This is a genomic window from uncultured Sphingomonas sp., from assembly GCF_913062585.1.
GTDB lineage: Bacteria > Pseudomonadota > Alphaproteobacteria > Sphingomonadales > Sphingomonadaceae > Sphingomonas.
In genome coordinates this window covers 116,108-136,579 of sequence record NZ_CAJXWX010000002.1, presented here as the reverse complement: position 1 = coordinate 136,579, position 20,472 = coordinate 116,108, and the positions used below count along the sequence as shown (strand labels likewise).

The window sequence follows — 20,472 nt, the reverse complement described above, 5'->3', positions numbered from 1 at the left end:
TCGCGCGGCGTTTCGCTTTATATCGCGCGCCATGCTGACCGCGCTGTCCATTCGTGATGTCGTCCTGATCGAGGCGCTGGACCTCGATTTCGGCCGGGGCCTGGGTGTCCTGACGGGCGAGACGGGGGCAGGCAAATCCATCCTGCTCGACGCGCTGGGCCTGGCGCTGGGCGAGCGCGGCGACAGCGGGCTGGTCCGCCACGGCGCAGGGCAGGCCGTCGTCACCGCCAGCTTCGAGCCCCCCGCCACCGACAGCCGCCTGACGACGATCCTGGACGAAGCGGGGATCGAGGTCGAGCCGGGCGAACCCCTGATCGTCCGCCGTCAGGTCAAGGCCGATGGCGGCAGCCGAGGCTTCGTCAACAGCCAGCCCGCCTCCGCCGCGCTGCTCCGCGAGATCGCCCCCCATCTGGTCGAGATTCACGGCCAGCATGACGATCGCGGCCTGCTGAACCCGCGCGGCCATCGGATGATGCTCGACAGCTTCGGACGGATCGACACCGGCGCCGTCGCCACCGCCTGGGCCCGTTTGCGCGAGGCGGAAGCCGCGCTGGCCACGGCGCGCGACGAGATCGAGACGGCGGCGCGCGACCGCGAATGGCTGGAGCATGCGGTTGCCGAGCTGACCAAGCTCGCCCCCGAACCCGGCGAGGAAGAGGCGCTGGCCGATCGCCGCCGCACCATGCAGCGCTCGGAGAAGATCGCGGGCGAGTTGGGCGCGATCGACGAGCATCTTCAGGGCTCGGACGGCGCGCTGGCGGGGCTTCGCCAGGCGGCGCGGGTGCTGGAGCGGATCGGCGAGGATCACCCCGCGCTCGCCGAGGCGCTGGCCGCGATCGACCGCGCGGTCATCGAGGCGTCGCTGGCCGAAGAGCGGCTGATCGAGGCGCAGCGCGAACTGGCCTATGACCCGCGCGCGCTGGAGGAGGACGAGGCGCGCCTGTTCGAGCTGCGCGGCATGGCCCGCAAGCACCGCGTCCAGCCCGACGACCTCGCCGACCTGACCGAGCAGCTGCGCGGCCGCCTCGAACGGCTCGACGCGGGCGAGGAAGGCATCGGGCGGCTGGAGGCGGCAGTCGCCACGGCGCAGGCCACCTATGACAAGGCCGCAACCCAGGTGTCCAAGGCGCGCACCGCCGCTGCCGAGCGGCTGGACCAGGCGGTGAAGAGCGAACTCGCGCCGTTGAAACTGGACGCCGCCCGTTTCCGCACCGTGGTGGCCCCGCTGGACGCCGGCGGCTGGTCGGCGGCGGGCAAGGACCGGGTCGAGTTCGAGATTTCGACCAATCCCGGCGCGCCCTTCGCCCCGCTGATGAAGATCGCCAGCGGCGGCGAATTGTCGCGCTTCATCCTCGCGCTGAAGGTCGCACTGGCGGAAGAAGGCGGCGCGACCACGATGATCTTCGACGAGATCGACCGCGGCGTGGGCGGCGCGGTGGCCTCGGCGATCGGCGACCGCCTGCACCGGCTGGCGGGACGGACCCAGCTGCTCGTCGTCACCCACAGCCCGCAGGTCGCGGCGCGGGGGGCCGCGCATCTGCTGATCGCCAAGAGCCATGACGGCACGGTCACCCGCACCGGCGTCCGGCGCTTGAGCGACGCCGAACGGCGCGAGGAGATCGCCCGGATGCTGTCGGGCGCCACGATCACCGACGAAGCCCGGGCCCAGGCCGGACGTCTGCTGGAAACCCACTGACAATTACAGAAATTAATTTCATATCTGACACGCGTCTGTGATAGGAGGCCGACGTTAAAGACGTTCTCGCTCCTCCCAAGGACGTAGTTGCATGCTCAGTCGACTGACCGCCCTGCCATCGCCGCCAAATGCAAACGATTTGACCGCGCTGCTCGCAGGTCTGGATTCGTGTCTGGCGCTGGCGGATAAGCTCGATCTTACGCGGGTCGCGATCCAGATCGACCAGGCGCGCTGCCAGTTGCTGGAACTGGGCGGCGAGGGTGCGGCCCTGCCCGGCACGGCGCCGAAGTCCTTTGCCCCCGGGCGCAGCGAGCCCCGGACCACCCCGACATCCTGACCGGTCCGTCGCGACGCATGACCGCGTCGCGATGCCCGAGATCTTGATCCGTGCGGCTTGATCCGCGCGGCGCGGCTGGACTAGCAGGGGCGGCGTGACGCCACAGCTCCCCCTGCCCCAGACCGACCTCGAAGCGGGGGCCGAACTCGGCCGCCTGGCCGTCGAGATCGCCCATCACAACCGCCTCTATCATACCGAGGATGCGCCCGAGATTTCGGACGCCGACTATGACGCGCTCGTTCGCCGCAACAACGCGATCGAGGCGGCGTTCCCGCATCTGATCCGCCCCGATTCCCCCAATGTCCAGGTCGGCGCCACCCCCGCCGGGCATCTGGCCAAGGTCGCCCATGCCCGGCCGATGACCAGCCTGGACAATGCCTTTACCGATGAGGAGGTCGAGGAGTTTGTCGGCCGCGTCCGCCGCTATCTCAAGCTGCCCGAGGACGAACCCGTCACCATGACCGCCGAACCCAAGATCGACGGCCTGTCCTGCTCGCTGCGCTATGTCGACGGGCGGCTGGTGCAGGCGCTGACCCGTGGCGATGGCGCGATCGGTGAGGACGTGACCGAGAATGTCCGCACCATCGCCGACATTCCCCAGACCCTGCCCGCCGACGCGCCGAACATCTTCGAGGTGCGCGGCGAAGTCTATATGAGCAAGGTCGATTTCGCCGCGCTCAACGCCCGGCTGGCACAGGAAGCGGCCGAAACCGGCAAGGAAGCGCGCCAGTTTGCCAATCCGCGCAACGCCGCCGCCGGATCGCTACGCCAGAAGAACCCCGCGATCACCGCCGGGCGTCCCCTGCGCTTCCTGGCGCATGGCTGGGGCGAGGCGAGCGCGGTGCCGGTCGAGACCCAGTTCGACATGGTCGAGACGTGGCGCCGCTGGGGCTTTCCCATCGCCGACGCCTTTGCCCGCGTGCCCGATGCGGCCGCGGCGCTGACCATCTATCGCACCATCGAGGCGCAGCGCGCCGACCTGCCCTTCGACATCGACGGCGTCGTCTACAAGGTCGACCGGCTCGACTGGCAGGCCCGCCTCGGCATTGTCGGGCGCACCCCGCGCTGGGCGATTGCGCACAAATTTCCGGCCGAGCGTGCGCAGACCACACTGGAGCGGATCGACATCCAGGTCGGCCGCACCGGCGCGCTCACTCCCGTCGCCCGGCTGGAGGCCGTGACGGTGGGCGGCGTCGTCGTGACCAATGCGACGTTGCACAATGCCGACGAGATCGAACGGCTGGGCGTCCGCCCCGGCGACCGGGTCGTCCTGCAGCGCGCAGGCGACGTCATCCCGCAGATCGTCGAGAACCTGACCCGCGAGACGCTGCGGGACGCCTTCGTCTTCCCCGACCACTGCCCCGAATGCGGCAGCCTGGCGACCCGCGAGGAGGGCGAGGTCGTCATCCGCTGCACCGGCGGGCTGATCTGCCCGGCGCAGCGGGTCGAGCGCCTGATCCATTTCGTCTCGCGCCATGCCTTCGACATCACCGGCCTGGGCCTGGTGCGCGTCGAGGAGTTCTTCCGCGACGGCCTGATCGCCTCGCCCGCCGACATCTTCCGGCTCCACCAGCATCGCGAGGCGCTGATCCAGCGCGAGCGCATGTCGGAACTGGTGGTCGACAAGCTGCTGGCGGCCATCGACGCGCGGCGGGACATATCGCTCGACCGTTTCCTGTTCGCGCTCGGTATCCGGCATGTCGGCGAGATCACCGCCCGCGACCTGGCGCGTCGCTTCGTGTCGATGGCGGGTTTCCGCGCGATGATCGACGCCGCGCTGAAGGTCCGGGCCGAGACGGTGCCCGCGCTGGGCGAGCCCGATCGCAAGTTCGAACTGCGCCGCCAGCGCGCCATCGTCGCCGCGATCGACACGCCGCAGATCGGGCCCGAGGTCGCCGACGCGCTGCTCGACTTCTTCGCCGAGGAACATAACCGCGCGGTCGTCGACGACCTGTTGAGCGAAGTGACGCCCGCCGACACGGTCCACCAGACCCGCGAATCGGAGGTGACGGGCATGACGCTGGTCTTCACCGGCACCCTCGAAACCCTGTCGCGCGACGAGGCCAAGGCGCAGGCCGAGGCGCTGGGCGCGCGCGTATCGGGATCGGTGTCGGCCAAGACCGACCTGGTCATCGCCGGGCCGGGTGCGGGCTCCAAGCTCAAGAAGGCGCAGGATCTGGGCATCCGCGTCATCGACGAGGCCGCGTGGAACGATCTGGTCGCGGCCAGCTGAGCATGGCCGGATCGTGACGCCTCCGTCATCGGTTCGGCCCGCGCCTCCCCCGTCCGCACGGCGCCGCACGCCACCTCCCCTTCAATGGCATTCGTCGGGATTTCTCCTGCAAAAGAGCGAGGTAGCGGCGTTACTGCGCGATTACCGTTGCCAAACTGCAACGCCCGCCAACGGAGTGAAGGCCCCTCTGTCGCAAGCGTGAACTTTGTAACATAATGGCAATGTTCGTAGCGCAGGGGCACGCTCAACCGAGCCGGAACATCGGCCGGACCGCGCCGCTTCGCGCGCGAAAAGGGGACCTATTATCTATGCGTAATTCGCTTTTCCTGGGCGCGGCTATCCTTGCGCTCGCCATTCCGGCAGCCGCCTCGGCCCAGTCGACCGGCTCGGTCGATGCCGAAGACGTCGTCGTCACCGGCAATCGCAATGACAGCATCGGTGGCGTGAAGACCGTCGACACGACCCGTAACAAGGCCGTGCTGACGCAGCAGTTCATCAGCCGCCAGACGCCGGGCCAGAGCGTCAACGAGATCATCAACAACCTGCCGGGCGTCAGCTTCCAGAACAACGACCCGTTCGGTTCGGCCGGCGGCACGCTGACCATCCGTGGTTTCGACTCGACCCGCATCAGCCAGACCTTCGACGGCATTCCGCTGAACGACACCGGCAACTATGCGATCTATTCGAACCAGCAGCTCGACCCCGAGCTGATCGAGCAGGTCAACGTCAACCTGGGCACCACCGACGTCGACTCGCCGACCCCCGGCGCGACCGGTTCGACCGTCAACTATCGCAGCCTGATGCCGACCGACAATTTCGGGGCGCGCATGGTCGGCTCGGTCGGCGACTACAGCTTCTTCCGCGTGTTCGGCGTGGTCAACACCGGCGTCTTCACGCCCTGGGGCACCAAGGCCTGGGTCGCGGGCAGCAGCGCGACCAACGACGTGGTGTTCAACAACTACGGCAAGATCGCCAAGCAGCAGTATAACGCCAAGGTCTATCAGCCGATCGGCAGCAATGGCGACTTCATCGCCGTGTCGGGCCATTACAACCAGAACCGCAACAATTTCTTCGGTTCGGCGCCGCTGCGCAGCGACACCAACGTCTTCTCCTCGACCGGCGGCACCGGCCCGAACGCCGCAGCGCCGACGCTGGTGACCGGCGCGGTCCGCACCGCGGGCACCGGTTCGAGCAACCGCTTCCCCAACAGCCGCGACGAGCTGCCCTATAACGTCGCGCGCTGCCAGATCGACACACCGTCGACCGGAACCGTGGACGTGCCCAACAGCTGCGGCACCAGCTTCGACGAGCGGTACAACCCGTCGAACACCGCCAACATCCGCATCAACTCGCGCTTCACGCTGGCCGATAACCTCGTCCTGTCGGCCGACCCCTATTATCAGTACACCAAGGCCAATGGCGGCGGCACCGTGCGCGGCCAGGAAGGCGCCTTCGTCAACCGCAACGGCCAGAGCTTCTACGGCTATATCGGCAACAACTATTATTTCGGCCGTGACCTGAACGGCGACGGCGATGTGCTGGATCGCACCACCACCGTTGCGGGCACCACCACCAATGGCGGCGTGACCCTGCTTGCCCCCAGCCAGACCGTCACCCATCGTTACGGCGTGATCTCGTCACTGCGTTACGACTTCATGCCGGGCCAGAGCATCCGCGTCGCCTACACGCACGAATATGCGCGTCACCGTCAGACCGGCGAGCTGGGCTATCTCCAGCTGAACGGCAAGCCGTTCGACGTCTTCCCGATCAATGATCCGATCCTGGCCGCCAACGGCTTCGCCGTGCAGAAGCGCGATCGCCAGTCCTTCGCGATCCTGGACCAGGTGTCGGGCGAATATACCGGCAAGTTCTTCGACGACGCGCTGACCGTGCAGGCGGGCGTCCGTGCGCCGTGGTTCAAGCGCGACCTGAACAACTTCTGCTTCACCACCTCGGGCGGCGGCAATGTCGACTGTCTGGGTCGTGGCAACACCGCCGCGAACGCCGCCTATGCCGCTGCGAACCCCTATTCGTACAACGCCGCCACCAACACGGTGACCGGCTATGCGGTGCCGCAGCAGCGCATCCTGAAGTATAACCGCGTGCTGCCGAGCGCGGGCTTCACCTATCGCTTCGACAGCCGCGCCTCGATCTTCGGCAATTACTCGCGCGGTTTCCAGGTTCCGGGCACCGACAATCTGTACCAGACCCTGTACTATCCCTCCGCGACCGATGCGGCGAACCCGAAGCCCGAATTTTCGGACAACTTCGACATGGGCGCCCGCTACACGACCAGCCGCCTGCAGGCGCAGCTGGGCCTGTGGTACACCAAGTTCACCAACCGTCTGGCCTCGGCCTATGACGTCGACACCCAGCAGACGATCTATCGCAACCTGGGCCGCGTCGATAAGTACGGCATCGACGGCTCGATCACCTATCGTCCGATCGACGAGGTCACGTTCTATGTCTTCGGTTCGTACCTGAAGTCGGAGATCAAGAACAACGTCGTGCTGGGCCGCTGCCCGACCACGCTGACGGCGGCGAACACCACCACCAACTGCACCGCCGCCGGCGCGCCGGTCTATGCGCTGACCGCCGGCAAGCGGGAATCGGGTGCGCCGGTCTACACCTTCGGTGGCCGCGTCCAGGCGACCCTGGGTCCGGTCGACTTCGGCGTGCAGGCCAAGCGGACCGGCCGTCGTTACCTGAACGACCAGAACCTGCCGCAGTTCGCCTGCACCGTGGCGCTTCTGAACAATGTCTGCCCGACGGTGTCCAACGTGCCCGCCTCCTTCAGCGGTACGCGCGGCATCCAGTACCAGACCTATGGCGCCTATGCCCCGGGTTACACGACCGTCGATCTGGACGCGCGCATCGCGCTCGGCTGGACCGGCATCGGCACCAACAAGACCTATGTCCAGCTGAACCTGCAGAATGTGTTCAACACCTTCTATGTCGGCGGCATGGGTCAGGCGGGCCAGACGGCGAACGTCGTGTCGTCGCTGCCCTTCGTGCAGATCGGTTCGCCCCGCGCGCTGATCGTGTCGCTCAACACCCAGTTCTAAGATCGGGCCCGGCCACCCGGCCGGTCACGGACGAGACGGGGCCGCCCCTCCTTCGGGAAGGGCGGCCCTTCTTTTTTGCCCTCCGGTCGCAGGGCGTGTAGATGTCGCCCGGCCATGGCCATGAACTCGCCCGTCGCGCCCTCTCACGCGTCCTCCGCCGCCACCGACAAACCCTCGGTACGGCCGTTTTTCGAGAACAAGGCGCGTGCCTTCTGGACGCTGCAGGCCGTCGGCTGGTCAGGCTATCTCGTCCAGCGCTCGGTGGTGGGCGTGTCGAACGGCTTTTCGCTCGAGAAGATCATCCCGATCATCATCGAGGCGATCCTGGGCTATTGCATCACCCTGCTGCTCTCGACGCTCTACGGCTATTATCGCCGCATCCCGCGTCTGATGGGCGTGTTCCTGACGCTGGCGACGCTGGCAGCGGCGACGTTCCTGTACGCCGCGCTCAACGCCTTTTCCTTCTCGTTCATCACCACGACCCAGCCGGGGGTCACCGTCTCGCTGCTGCTGGGCAATCTGTTCATCACCTTCGAGGTGCTGGCGGGCTGGTCGGCGCTGTATTTCGCGATCAACTATTATCTGATCGTCGAGAGCCAGATCGACGAGATGCGCGCGCTGGAGCTTCAGGCCTCGACCGCGCAGCTGGCGATGCTGCGCTATCAGCTCAACCCGCATTTCCTGTTCAACACGCTCAATTCCATCTCGACCCTGGTGCTGCTGAAACAGACCGAGCGGGCGAATGCGATGTTAAGCCGGCTGTCAGCCTTCCTGCGCTATACCCTGGCGAACGAGCCCACGGCGCATGTGACCGTGGCGCAAGAGGTTGAAACCCTGAAACTCTATCTCGAAATCGAAAAGATGCGATTTGAGGATCGCCTGCGCCCGAGCTTCGAGATCGACCCCCGGGCCGAGCGCGCGCGACTGCCCTCGCTGCTGCTGCAACCGTTGGTCGAGAACGCCATCAAATACGCCGTCACGCCGCAGGAGGAAGGCGCGGAAATCCGCGTCGATGTGCGACTGGTCGGGCAACGGGTGCGGATCGCCGTATCCGATACCGGCCCCGGCTTGCACGAGGTCCGGCATTCCTCAAGCGTTTCGACCGGCGTCGGACTGTCCAATATCCGCGAACGGCTGGCCCAGGCTTATGGCCCGGACCATCGTTTCGAATCCCGCTCCGCGCCGGCTGGAGGCTTCTCGGTGGAAATCGAGATCCCCTTCCAGCTTGAGAATGTGAACAGAGAGGCCGCATGACCATCCGCACCATCCTCGTCGACGACGAGCCCCTGGCGATCCAGGGACTGGAGATCCGTCTCCAGGCGCACGAAGACGTCGAGATCATCGAGCGCTGCTCGAACGGGCGCGAGGCGATCCGCGCGATCAAGACGCACAAGCCCGACCTCGTCTTCCTCGACGTCCAGATGCCGGGTTTCGACGGCTTTTCGGTGATCCAGGGCCTGATGGAGGTCGAGCCGCCCTTGTTCGTCTTCGTCACCGCCTATTCCGACCACGCCTTGCGGGCGTTCGAGGCACAGGCGGTCGATTATCTGATGAAGCCGGTCGAGGAAGCGCGCCTGGCCGACACGCTGGACCGCGTGCGCCAGCGACTGACCGAAAAGCGCGGCGCGGGCGAGGTCGAGAAGCTGAAGGAAGTGCTCGCCGAACACGCGCCCGACGCGGTCACCGACCTGAACGAGGGTGGTGAGGTCGCCGCCAACCGCTTCGAAAAGCTCATCAATATCAAGGATCGCGGCCAGATCTTCCGCGTCGATGTCGACACGATCGAGATGATCGAGGCGGCGGGCGACTATATGGTCATCAACACCGGCGACAATTCGCTGGTCCTGCGCGAGACGATGAAGGACCTGGAAAAGCGACTCGATCCCCGCCGGTTCCAGCGCGTGCACCGCTCGACCATCGTGAACCTGGATTTGGTCAAGCAGGTGAAGCCACACACCAATGGCGAATGCTTCCTGTTGCTGGAATCGGGCGCGCAGGTGAAGGTCTCGCGCAGCTATCGCGACGTGGTGGCGCGGTTCGTTCACTAAAAAAGTTCCTCCCCTGTAAGGGGAGGGGGACCAGCGAAGCTGGTGGAGGGGTGTCCCGCTATCGAGAGGGTGACACCCCTCCGTCAGGCCTGATGTCCTGCCACCTCCCCTTACAGGGGAGGAATGAGGATTACCGCAAGCCCAGCATCTTGTGCGTCTGGAGCGTCAGCCGCCAGCGCGGCCGCTCCATCACCACCGCGATGCACGCCTCGCGATTTTTTTCCGCGCGCGGATCATCGAGCGGCTGGAGCAGGTGGTTGGCGAAGTCCCAGTCCTCCACCTCGGCCGGGTCGATTCCCGCCTGCGGCCAGACCAGCTTCAACTCCTGCCCCGAACGCTGGACGACCTCCGACCCCGCCTTGGGGCTGATGCACACCCAGTCGAGTCGCGGATGCGCCGGAAGCGTCCCGTTGCTCTCGATCGCGATGAAGAACCCGGCGTCATGCAAAGCATCGACCAGCGCGTCATCGACTTGGAGCATCGGCTCGCCCCCGGTCAGCACCACGAAGCGCTCGGCGCGCTCGACGCCCCAAAAGCCTTCGACCGCCGCGACCAGCGCCGCCGCATCCGCAAAGCGCCCGCCACCCAGGCCGTCGACCCCGACGAAATCGGTGTCGCAGAAGCGGCAGATCGCGGTTGCCCGGTCCTGCTCGCGGCCCGACCAGAGATTGCACCCGGCAAAGCGCACGAACACGGCACGCCGCCCGGCCTGTACGCCCTCACCCTGAAGCGTCAGGAACATCTCCTTGACGGCGTAGCTCATGGCCTCAGTCCTGCGGCTTGACCGCATAGGCGGTGGGGTCGGGAATGCCCGCTTCCTCGAACCCCTTGGAGCGCAGGCGGCAGCTGTCGCAGCGCCCGCAATGCAGACCGCCGGGCGCGGGGTCATAGCAGGACCAGCTCAGCCCCATATCGACGCCGAGTCGCGCGCCTTCGCGCACGATGTCGGCCTTGGTCATGTGCTGGAGCGGCGCATGGATCTTGAAGGGCTGGCCCTCGACGCCCGCCTTGGTTGCAATCTCGGCCAAGCCCTCGAAGGCGGCGATGAACTCCGGGCGGCAATCGGGATAGCCCGAATAGTCGAGTGCGTTGACCCCGATGAACAAGTCGCGCGCGCCCGCCGCCTCGGCCCAGCCCAGCGCCAGGCTGAGGAAAATGGTGTTGCGCGCGGGCACATAGGTGACCGGAATGCCGGGCTGCACGCCGTCCTTGGGCACGTCGATATCGGCGGTCAGCGCGGAGCCACCGAACGCGGACAGGTCGAGCGGCAGCACGATGTGCCGTTCGGCGCCCAGCTCATGCGCGACTCGCCGGGCGGCGGCGAGTTCGATCTGGTGGCGCTGGTTATAGTCCACCGAGAGGGCGAGGATGCGATAGCCAGCGGCCTTGGCCGAGGCGGCGGAAATCATCGAGTCCAGCCCGCCCGAAACGAGCACGACCGCCATGGGAGCAGAAGATGTCATGATGGCCCCCGCGCTACGCCGATTGGCGCGCGGTTGCAATGCCGGGATGATTCGGGCCGGGAATGATTCGGGCCGGGAATGATTCGGACCGGGAATGCGCGGCAAAGAATGGGCAGGACCGCATGAGCGGCCCCGCCCAAGGACCTGACCGGCCATGCTGATAACCGGTCGAGGGAGATTCCGCTGCTAAAGCAGAATGCCGGATATCGTCCGAGCTTGGTAAAGACCGGGTTAAACCCGCCTCAATTTTTCAGTTTCCAGCCCTTGCGCAGCAGGACATAGCAGAGGATCGCCATCACCACGTCGATGCCCAGCACGACGAACCCGCCCAGCGTCACCGGTGAGTCGGCCAGGCCCAGGAAACCATAGCGGAAGCCCGAAATGACATAGAAGAACGGGTTGGCATGGCTGATCGCGCGGAAGGCCGGGGCTAGGCCATCGACCGAATAGAAGGTGCCCGACAGCAGCGACAGCGGCACGACGACGAAATTGGTGACAGCGGCGGCGTGGTCGAACTTTTCTGCCCAGATCGAGGTCAGCACGCCGAGCAACGCCAGGAATACCGACCCCAGCAGGCCGAACCACAGCACGGCGAACAGCGCGTGGGGAGTCACATGCACCCCAGGCCAGATCGCCATCGCGGCCCAGACGGTCACCCCGACCAACACCGCGCGCGTCACCGCGCCGCCGACCAGCGCCGCCAGCAGCTCCGCGGTCGACAGCGGCGGCATCAGATAATCGACGATCGTGCCCTGGATCTTGCCGACCAGCAGCGAGAAGCTGGCATTGGCGAAGGCATTGTTCATCATGCCCATCACGATCAGGCCCGGCGCGATGAAATCGGCGAACGGCACCTGCATTCCGGCCACGGGCACGGCGTGGCGCCCGCCCAGAGCGGTGGTGAAAATGATGAGATAAAGAAGCGTCGTGACCGACGGCGCCCAGATCGTCTGGAGCTGCACCTTGAAGAACCGGCGCACCTCCTTGATATAGAGGGTCTTGAGGCCGCCCCAGTTGATGTTCCGGATTACGGGCTCACCGGGGGCGGCGCGCACCGCCGAGGGAATTTCGCCGATAGGGGGCTGGCTGCTCATCGCCATAGCGCGTAACCGTTGCCGTGGCCGCCCGCAACCCGGTACGATAACTGGCCGGTGCGATGACTGGAATGAGGAAAGGTTTCGAATGTCGTGGACCGATGAGCGGATCGATACGCTCAGGACGATGTGGGAGGCGGGGCAGACCGCCAGCCAGATCGCCGAAGCACTGGGCGGGGTCAGCCGCAACGCGGTGATCGGCAAGGCGCACAGGCTGGGGCTGCAGGCGCGTCCGTCGCCCGTAAAGGCCAATGACCCGGCACCCGCCGCCGCCGAACCGGTCATGGCCGCACCGCCGCCTCCGCCGCCCCCCGCGCCGGAACCGGCTCCCGAGCCCGTTCGCGCGGCGCCCGAGATCGATGACGAACCCGAGGTCGAGGCCGAAGCCGCACCGGTGCGCGAGCCGCAGCCGATCCTGCGGTCGGTCGGCCCCGGCGGCTTCGTCCGCCAGTCGCCCGGCGAGCAGCAGCCCCCGCCCTCGCCCGCCCCGCCGCGTCGCCTGGTCCCGGCCAAGCCCAGCCCGGAGATGGCGGGCAAGACCTCGCTGCTCGACCTGAACGACCGCATCTGCAAATGGCCGATCGGCCATCCGGGCGAGCCGGACTTCCACTTTTGCGGCGACAAGGTGAATCCGGGTTTCCCCTACTGCGTCGCGCATTGCGGCCACGCCTATCAGGCGCAGCTGCCCCGCCGCGACCGTCGCCCGCCGCCGCCGCTGCCGTTCGGCGGCCCGCGCGTCCGCTGATTCGGGTTGGATTGGAAAAGCCCGCCGGTTTTGGGACCGGCAGGCTTTTTCGTGGCAAGCGGAATCCCTTGGCCTTCGACTGCGCTCAGGCTGAACGGAGGGTGGGACAGGTTCCCCTACAGCCGTTCGCACTGAGCGAAGTCGAAGTGCACGCCCCGCCGCTCTCCCTGAGCGACGGGACGCGTCACCTCAGAACCGGAACGCCGCCGTGGCGCGCAAGGAGTGCCAGCGGAACTTGTCGTCCGACCGGCGAATATCCGTGCCCGTCGTATTGGGCGCCAGCACGAACGGATTGGTCGCAGGCGCGGACCCTTGGGTCACCCGCACGCGCGTATCGTCGTCGCGATACTGGTGGTACATATATTCCATGCCGATCGAGAAGTTGCGGCCGATCTTCTGTTCGATGCCGCCGCCGCCGAGGAAGCCGAACTGTTCGCGCTTGCCGTTGATCGCAAAGGCATTGGCGCCGTTCGAGGTCGCGAATTCGCGCTTGATCCGCGCATAGCCGCCGCCGAACGTGCCGTAGAACAGCGTCGTGTTCGCCGCATAGCCCAGGCGTCCGCGCACCGAGCCTTCCCAATCGATGCTGCGGGTCATGGTGTACCAGGCGGGCGTCGTCGAGAAGGCGGAGACGCTGTCGGTGATCTCCGACTTGCCGAACTCGCCGACCACGCCATAGACGATGTTGCCCGCCTGATGGTCCAGCCCGACCCGGCCATAATAGGCGATGCCGTCTTTGTCGTTGCCGCATCCGGTCGCGGCGTTCTGCGGCGACAGGGTGCTGCGCGCGCGGCCGTTGCAGAAACCCGGCGAGAAGGCGTTGGCGCCGGTCGAGGTCGTCACGACATCGCCGAACCGCCCGTCCAGGTTGCGATCGAACAGGAAACGCGAGCCGACATCGTTGGGCTGCACGTCATAGCCGAAGCTGCCGCCGATATAGGCCCCCGAGAACGGCGCATCGTCCGCACCCGCATAACCAGTGTCCTGCGCCATCGCCGGCGCGGCGATCAGCGCCGAGGCCATGGCCCCCGCCTTCCAGAATTTCATCATTATCACTCCCGTACCCTTGGCATAAAGGTAACGGGCTAACGGACCGGGCCCGTGGAAATATCCCAGGTTAAATTTTCGGCAAAGTTTTGTTGCAATCCTGCCACGCGCCACGAAGCTGGCGCAAGCGCGCCGCAGCGCCTATAGTTCCCGTTATGTCCAATGATCTGTTCGCGGGCAGTGCCCGTCCCCAGCCCGCCTATGACGCCTCCTCCATCGAGGTGCTGGAAGGGCTGGAGCCGGTTCGCCGCCGGCCGGGCATGTATATCGGCGGCACCGACGAGCGCGCGCTGCACCATCTCGCGGCCGAAGTGCTCGACAATGCGATGGACGAGGCGGTGGCGGGCCATGCCACCCGGATCGAGGTGAAGCTGGAGCCGGGCAACCGCCTGACCATCGTCGACAATGGCCGCGGCATCCCGGTCGACCCCCACCCCAAATTCCCCGACAAATCGGCGCTGGAGGTCATTCTCTCCACACTTCACTCGGGCGGCAAGTTCACCGGCAAGGCTTATGCGACCTCGGGCGGTCTGCACGGCGTCGGCATCTCGGTGGTCAACGCATTGTCGTCGGACACGGTGGTCGAGGTGGCGCGCGAGCGCGTGCTCTATCGCCAGCGTTTCGCGCAGGGCGCGACGCTCGGTCCGCTGGAAACCGTGGGCGCCGCCCCCAATCGGCGCGGCACCAGCGTCGCCTTCACGCCCGATACCGAGATTTTCGGACCGGAGCTGCACTTCAAGCCCGCCCGGCTGCACAAGCTCGTCCGCTCCAAGGCCTATCTGTTCGCAGGCGTCGAAATCCGCTGGCACTGCGCGCCCGAGCTGATCTCCGATGACACGCCCGCCGAAGCGGTGTTCCAGTTCCCCGGCGGCCTGGCCGATCACCTGAAGGAACAGATTGGCGGGCGCGAATGCGCGACGGCCGATTTCTTCTCCGGCAATCAGGACTTTCCGGCCGAGCAAGGCCGGGTCGAATGGGCGGTCGCCTGGCCGCTGTGGAGCGACGGCAGCTATAGCTGGTATTGCAACACCATCCCGACCCCCGATGGCGGCACGCACGAACAGGGACTGCGCCAGGCGCTGGTCCGGGGGCTTCGCGCGTTCGGCGAACTGGTAAACCAGAAAAAGGCCAAGGACATCACCGCCGACGACGTCATGGTCGGCTCCGAACTGATGCTCTCGGTCTTCATCCGCGAACCGCAATTCCAGAGCCAGACCAAGGACCGGCTGACCAGCCCCGAAGCCGCCGGGCTGGTCGAAAAGGCGGTGCGCGACCATTTCGACCATTATCTGTCGGCGAACATGGATCGCGGCAAAGCGCTGCTCGGCTATGTCCTCGACCGGATGGACGAGCGCCTGCGCCGCAAGGCCGAGCGCGAGGTCAAGCGCAAGACCGCCACCTCTGCGCGCAAGCTGCGCCTGCCCGGCAAGCTGACCGACTGTTCGGCGGACAGCCCCGAGGGCACCGAGCTGTTCATCGTCGAGGGCGACTCGGCCGGTGGCTCGGCCAAGCAGGCACGCGACCGCAAGACCCAGGCGATCCTGCCGATCCGCGGCAAGATCCTGAACGTCGCCTCGGCCACCTCGGCCAAGATCCTGCAGAATCAGGAGATCGCCGACCTGACGCTGGCGATGGGCTGCGGTACGCGCAAGGATTGCGACCCGACCCAGTTGCGCTACGAAAAGATCGTCATCATGACCGACGCAGACGTGGACGGCGCGCATATCGCCACGCTGCTGATGACTTTCTTCTTCCAGGAAATGCCCGACTTGGTCCGTCGCGGGCATCTCTATCTCGCCCAGCCCCCGCTCTATCGCCTGACGGTCGGCGCCAAGTCGCTCTACGCCCGCGACGACGCCCATCGTGCCGAGCTGGAGCGCACCGCGTTCAAGGGCAAGAAGGTCGACGTCGCGCGCTTCAAGGGCCTGGGCGAGATGAACCCCGGCCAGCTGCGCGAAACCACCATGGACCCCGCGACCCGCAGCCTGATCCGTATCACCCTGCCCCAGGAATATGAGGAACGCGCCGGCGTGAAGGACCTGGTCGACCGGCTGATGGGCAACAATCCGGCGCATCGCTTCGCCTTCATCCAGGAGAATGCGGCACGACTGGACGAAGAGGTGATCGACGCGTGACGACCGACACGACGATTCACATTTTGTAACTTGCAGGATCGGTCATATTAGGACGAATATTCTTCTCCCATCCGGCGTTCATCACGCGGCCGACTCATGTCGGCGCGCTGGGAGAAGGAATTCGGCTGATGATCCTGCTGACACTGCTTCTGCAATCGCAACTTAGCTTGCCCATCCCGGTCGAAAATGGACCGACCGTCGTCGTCACGGCGGACAGTCTGGCGGCGACCAAGAAGGCGCTTGCCGAGTGCCTGGCGTATCATTGCCCGCCCAAGGAAGACATCGCCCGCTCACTGGCCTATGCAGAGATGCAGTTTCTGAGCGGCGATTATCAGGCCAGCTACCGCACGCTGCTATCGTCGCGTGGCCGCAATGGCCGCTATGACGCGGTGCTGCCCAAGGAGGTTGCCGACCTCCACCGCGCCACCAGCCGCCTGGCCCGCCTGAACGGGGTTCCGATCAACCCCCGCGTCGATGCGGCCGATGCGGTCTATGCCCTGCGCGCAGGACTGCCGGCGAACGATCCCGCCATTCTGGCCCAGCGGCTGGAGGTGGGCGACGAACTGGCCCGGGAGGGGCGTGCAGAAGGGGCGTTCCAACATTATGACTGGGTGGCACGCGAGGCCGACAAAGTCGGCGACTTCAATCTGGTAGGCCAGGCCTATCTCCGCGCCGCGGTTCTGCAGAGCGCACTCGGTTCGCTCTACCCCGAATATCGGACCCGCGCGCGCGACATGGCGGAGCGAATTCTCAAGCGTTCCGAGCCCGAGATGCTCCCCTATCGCAATGCCGCGCGGGCGATCCAGATCCAACTGGCCGATGAGAAGGACCGCGCCGCCGTCGCGGACCGCGTGATCGCGGAAATGGAACCGGGGCAGAACGGTCGTCAGATGCTGGTCTTCTCCCCGTCGATCCGCCAGGAAGAACTGCATTTCGGCTCCGCCCCCGGACAGGCCAAAGCCAATTTCATTGATTTCAGCTACCGGATCACCCCGGATGGACATGTGGTCGACATCGCCCCCGAAAATATCAGCGACAAGCTTCCGGCCCAATGGGTCGAGGTGATCAGCCAGAAACTGGCACTGCGTCGTTATACGCCGCGCAACGATCACGACCCCAGAAAGGGCCAGCGTCTGGAACGTTTCAGCATCGTTTCGCCCCTTGCCGCCTATAAAGGCTCGCGGGTTCGCAGCCGCGCATCGAGTTGGGAGCTCAACACCTTCGATCTGACGGCCGACACCACGAGTTGACGTCGGCCAATGCGTTGACGCAGGCGAGCAATAGCCCGTATGATGAGGAAGGGCGGCCCTAGAGCCGCCCTTTGCTGTTTGAAGGAGACGTCCCGTGACCATCACCGCCCTGATGCCCGTTTACCCACGGTGCGGGGTGCGTCCGGTCCGAGGCGAAGGCGTCTATCTGTACGGCGAAAATGGCGAGCAGTATCTGGACTTTGCCGCCGGTATCGCGGTGAACGCGCTGGGCCATGGCCATCCCAAACTGGTCGAGGCGATCGCGAAACAGGCCGCGACGCTGATGCATGTGTCGAACCTGTACGGCAGCCCGCAGGGTGAGCATTTCGCCCAGCGGCTGGTCGATTCGACCTTTGCCGATACGGTGTTCTTCACCAATTCGGGCGCGGAAGCAGTCGAGTGCGCGATCAAGACCGCGCGCCGCTATCACTTCGCCAATGGCAATCCGCAGAAGCATACGCTGATCACGTTCAACAACGCGTTCCATGGCCGGACGCTGGGCGCGATCTCGGCGACCAACCAGCCCAAGATGCGGGATGGGTTCGAGCCGCTGCTGCCAGGCTTCGCTTACGCGCCGTTCGACGATCTGGAGGCCGCGCTGGCGCTGATCGACGAGAACACCGCCGGTTTCCTTGTCGAGCCGATCCAGGGCGAAGGCGGTCTGCGTCCCGCCAGCATGGAGTTCCTCCAAGGCTTGCGCAAGGCGTGCGACGAGCATGGCCTGCTGCTGGTGCTGGACGAGGTGCAGTGCGGTTACGGTCGCACCGGCAAGTTCTTCGCGCATGAACTGTACGGCGTGACGCCCGACATCATGGCCGTGGCCAAGGGCATCGGCGGCGGCTTCCCGCTCGGCGCGTGCCTCGCCTCCGAGGAAGCGGCCAAGGGCATGGTGATCGGCACGCACGGGTCGACCTATGGCGGCAATCCGCTGTCCATGGCCGCCGGTGAAGCGGTGCTCGACGTGATCCAGGAGCCGGGCTTCCTCGAACATGTCGAGGCGATGGGCCAGCGGCTGCGCTCGACGCTGGAGCAGATGATCCCGAACTTCGATCATCTGTTCGAGGAAGTGCGCGGTCATGGCCTGATGCAGGGTCTGAAGATGAAGAGCGACAGCCGTCGTTTCGTGGCGCATTGCCGCGACAATCACGGGCTGCTGCTGGTCGCGGCGGGCGAGAATGTGATCCGCATCCTGCCGCCGCTTACCATCGACGAGAGCCACATCACCGAGTTCGCGACGAAGCTGTCGGACGCCGCGCGCGTCTATGTCCCCGCCGCCGACGATTAATCCCTGCCACCCCGGCGGCATGAAACCGCCGGGGGACGGAGTACCGACCCATGACGATCCGCCACTTCCTGAACCTCGCCGACGCCGGTCCCGAGGGTGTGACCGCCATTCTGACCGACGCACAGGCCCGCAAGGCCGCGCGCGCGGGTTTCACCAAGGGCCGCGTCGATGCCGATGCCCCGCTGGCCGGGCATGTCCTCGCCATGGTGTTCGAGAAGAACTCGACCCGCACCCGCGTCAGCTTCGACATGGCGATCCGCCAGCTCGGCGGCACCTCGATCGTGCTCGATGCCGGGACCATGCAGCTGGGTCGCGGCGAGACGATCGCCGACACCGCGCGCATCCTGTCGGGCTATACTGACGCGATCATGATCCGCACCGACGACCATGCCAAGGTCGAGGAGATGGCGCATTATGCCAGCGTGCCGGTCATCAACGGCCTGACCGACCTGTCGCACCCGTGCCAGATCATGGCCGACCTGCTGACCGTGACAGAGGCGGGCAAGACCCTGTCGGGCCTGAAGGTCGCATGGCTGGGCGACGGCAACAACGTCCTGCACTCGATCGTCGAGGCGGGCGGGCTGCTCGGCTTCGACGTGGTCGCCGCCTGCCCGGATGGCTATCACCCGGAACCAGGCACGCTGGAGCTGGGTCGGGGCCGCGCGACCTGCACCACCGATCCGCGTGCGGCGGTCGAGGGTGCGGACATCGTCGTCACCGACACCTGGATCTCGATGGGCCAGGCCCATGCCGAGGAAAAGCTGGCGGCGATGATGCCGTTCCAGGTCAATGCCGAACTGATGGCGCTGGCCAAGCCGGATGCGAAGTTCCTCCACTGCCTCCCCGCCCACCGCGACGAGGAAGTCACCGGGCAAGTGATCGACGGCCCGCAGTCGCTGATCTGGCCGGAGGCGGAAAACCGTCTCCATGCGCAGAAATCGGTGCTGCGTTGGTGCTTCGGCCAAGTGTGAAAGTGGCTCGGTTGATCGCCGCACGACTCATCCTATCTATGGAAAGGCCGGCGGGTTCGTCGGCCTTTTCTCTTTCCCCTGCCGCACCGGCACCATATCGCCCGGACATCATCCGGTGCGTAAAGGCACGAGCATGACCGACATCACCCTGCCCGACCTCGACCGCGCGATCGCGTTCACCATCCCCGAGCAACATGCGCGCGGACGACTGGTGCGGCTGGGCCCGGTGCTGGACGAGATCCTGGCGGCGCACGCCTATCCCCCCGCGATCGAGCGGCTGCTGACCGAAGCGCTGACCCTGACCGCGCTGATGGGCGCGACCCTGAAGGACACGAACGGCCAGCTGACCATCCAGACGCGCAGCGACAGCGGCGTGATCCGGCTGCTCGTCTGCGACTATCGCGGTGGCGAGTTGCGTGGCTATATCCAGTATGACGAGGACCGGCTGGCCGAGCTGCCCGCCGACCCGACGCTGTTCGCGCTGTTCGGCCAGGGCTATCTGGCGATCACCTTCGACCTGGCGGTGACCGGCGAGCGTTACCAGGGTATCGTGCCGCTCGACGGCGAGACGCTGTCGGCCGCCGCCGAGAGCTATTTCATCCAGTCGGAACAGATCCCCAGCCTGCTGCGCGTCGGGATCACCAAGGGGCCGGACGGTCGCACGGTCGCGGGCGGCCTGTTCCTCCAGCATCTGCCCGAGGGCGAGGAAGGCCGCGAGCGGCTGCACGTCAAGCTCGACCATCCCGAATGGGAGCATGTCCAGGCGCTCGGCCAGACGATGCAGGTCGAGGAACTGGCCGACGCCGCCCTGCCGCTGGAGACGTTGGTGTGGCGGCTGTTCAACGAGGAGCAGAATGTCCGCGTGTCGGAAAGCCCCGCCATCGTGCGCGGCTGCCGCTGCTCGGCGGAGTATATCGCCAGCGTCATCACCAAATTCTCGGTCGAGGAACGGCGCGAGATGGCGGATGCCGAGGGGCTGATCCAGGTGGACTGCGCGTTTTGTGCGAAGAAATTCCCGGTGCCCTTCGACGCGGCACCGGCGGCGTAATCCTGCCACCTCCCCTGTAAGGGGAGGTGGCAGGGCGAAGCCCTGACGGAGGGGT

The 20,472-nt window shown here is 66.1% G+C and carries 16 protein-coding genes; 12 read left to right on the top strand and 4 right to left on the bottom strand.

Annotated elements, in window-relative coordinates; translation table 11 throughout:
* The first annotated feature begins 31 nt into the window (after nucleotides 1-31).
* The 6 genes from recN (at nucleotide 32) to QZ546_RS02355 (ending at nucleotide 9,379) form a co-directional block, all read left to right on the top strand.
* Nucleotides 32-1,696, top strand: a complete 1,665-nt coding sequence (gene recN / locus QZ546_RS02380; RefSeq protein WP_294234132.1) for a DNA repair protein RecN — start codon at nucleotides 32-34, stop codon at nucleotides 1,694-1,696.
* Between the two features lie 91 nt (nucleotides 1,697-1,787).
* Nucleotides 1,788-2,033 carry a hypothetical protein gene (locus QZ546_RS02375; RefSeq protein ID WP_294234129.1) on the top strand — a complete coding sequence of 82 codons (246 nt, stop codon included), beginning with the start codon at nucleotides 1,788-1,790 and terminating at the stop codon, nucleotides 2,031-2,033.
* 94 nt (nucleotides 2,034-2,127) lie between these two features.
* The gene (ligA, locus tag QZ546_RS02370) at nucleotides 2,128-4,266 is read left to right on the top strand and encodes an NAD-dependent DNA ligase LigA (protein WP_294234126.1); all 2,139 of its coding nucleotides are present in this window, start codon (nucleotides 2,128-2,130) and stop codon (nucleotides 4,264-4,266) included.
* A 308-nt stretch (nucleotides 4,267-4,574) separates the two neighbouring features.
* Nucleotides 4,575-7,331 carry a TonB-dependent receptor gene (locus tag QZ546_RS02365; protein WP_294234122.1) on the top strand — a complete coding sequence of 919 codons (2,757 nt, stop codon included), beginning with the start codon at nucleotides 4,575-4,577 and terminating at the stop codon, nucleotides 7,329-7,331.
* Nucleotides 7,332-7,445: 114 nt separating this feature from the next.
* On the top strand, nucleotides 7,446-8,585 hold the full coding sequence (locus QZ546_RS02360; protein ID WP_294234119.1) for a sensor histidine kinase: 1,140 nt from the start codon (nucleotides 7,446-7,448) through the stop codon (nucleotides 8,583-8,585).
* Complete coding sequence (locus QZ546_RS02355) at nucleotides 8,582-9,379, top strand: LytTR family DNA-binding domain-containing protein (RefSeq protein ID WP_294234116.1); 798 nt, start codon at nucleotides 8,582-8,584, stop codon at nucleotides 9,377-9,379. Before QZ546_RS02360 ends, QZ546_RS02355 begins: the two co-directional genes overlap by 4 nt.
* Nucleotides 9,380-9,509: 130 nt before the next feature.
* On the opposite strand, the gene queE is transcribed toward QZ546_RS02355, so the two are convergent.
* The 3 genes from queE to QZ546_RS02340 all read right to left on the bottom strand — a co-directional run bounded on the left by queE (nucleotide 9,510) and on the right by QZ546_RS02340 (nucleotide 11,936).
* The gene (queE, locus tag QZ546_RS02350) at nucleotides 9,510-10,142 is read right to left on the bottom strand and encodes a 7-carboxy-7-deazaguanine synthase (RefSeq protein ID WP_294234113.1); all 633 of its coding nucleotides are present in this window, start codon (nucleotides 10,140-10,142) and stop codon (nucleotides 9,510-9,512) included.
* Nucleotides 10,143-10,146: 4 nt separating this feature from the next.
* On the bottom strand, nucleotides 10,147-10,842 hold the full coding sequence (gene queC, locus QZ546_RS02345) for a 7-cyano-7-deazaguanine synthase QueC (RefSeq protein WP_294234110.1): 696 nt from the start codon (nucleotides 10,840-10,842) through the stop codon (nucleotides 10,147-10,149).
* 242 nt (nucleotides 10,843-11,084) lie between these two features.
* Complete coding sequence (locus tag QZ546_RS02340; RefSeq protein WP_294234108.1) at nucleotides 11,085-11,936, bottom strand: ABC transporter permease; 852 nt, start codon at nucleotides 11,934-11,936, stop codon at nucleotides 11,085-11,087.
* Between the two features lie 88 nt (nucleotides 11,937-12,024).
* On the opposite strand from QZ546_RS02340, the gene QZ546_RS02335 reads away from it, so the two are divergent.
* The gene (locus QZ546_RS02335; protein ID WP_294234105.1) at nucleotides 12,025-12,681 is read left to right on the top strand and encodes a GcrA family cell cycle regulator; all 657 of its coding nucleotides are present in this window, start codon (nucleotides 12,025-12,027) and stop codon (nucleotides 12,679-12,681) included.
* Between the two features lie 189 nt (nucleotides 12,682-12,870).
* Here the strand turns inward: QZ546_RS02335 and QZ546_RS02330 are convergent, their stop codons facing one another.
* On the bottom strand, nucleotides 12,871-13,731 hold the full coding sequence (locus tag QZ546_RS02330; protein WP_294234102.1) for a hypothetical protein: 861 nt from the start codon (nucleotides 13,729-13,731) through the stop codon (nucleotides 12,871-12,873).
* A 152-nt stretch (nucleotides 13,732-13,883) separates the two neighbouring features.
* Here QZ546_RS02330 and parE point away from each other — a divergent pair, with 152 nt between their 5' ends.
* The 5 genes from parE to QZ546_RS02305 all read left to right on the top strand — a co-directional run bounded on the left by parE (nucleotide 13,884) and on the right by QZ546_RS02305 (nucleotide 20,417).
* A complete protein-coding gene (parE, locus tag QZ546_RS02325) occupies nucleotides 13,884-15,863 on the top strand; it encodes a DNA topoisomerase IV subunit B (protein ID WP_294234099.1) in 1,980 nt (659 codons plus the stop codon).
* Nucleotides 15,864-15,991: 128 nt separating this feature from the next.
* On the top strand, nucleotides 15,992-17,113 hold the full coding sequence (locus tag QZ546_RS02320) for a hypothetical protein (protein WP_294234096.1): 1,122 nt from the start codon (nucleotides 15,992-15,994) through the stop codon (nucleotides 17,111-17,113).
* A gap of 94 nt (nucleotides 17,114-17,207) precedes the next feature.
* Nucleotides 17,208-18,398 carry an aspartate aminotransferase family protein gene (locus QZ546_RS02315; RefSeq protein ID WP_294234093.1) on the top strand — a complete coding sequence of 397 codons (1,191 nt, stop codon included), beginning with the start codon at nucleotides 17,208-17,210 and terminating at the stop codon, nucleotides 18,396-18,398.
* A 50-nt stretch (nucleotides 18,399-18,448) separates the two neighbouring features.
* Nucleotides 18,449-19,369, top strand: coding sequence for an ornithine carbamoyltransferase (gene argF / locus QZ546_RS02310; RefSeq protein ID WP_294234090.1), 921 nt, complete (start codon nucleotides 18,449-18,451; stop codon nucleotides 19,367-19,369).
* 133 nt (nucleotides 19,370-19,502) lie between these two features.
* Nucleotides 19,503-20,417, top strand: a complete 915-nt coding sequence (locus tag QZ546_RS02305; protein ID WP_294234087.1) for an Hsp33 family molecular chaperone HslO — start codon at nucleotides 19,503-19,505, stop codon at nucleotides 20,415-20,417.
* The last annotated feature ends 55 nt before the right edge of the window (nucleotides 20,418-20,472 follow it).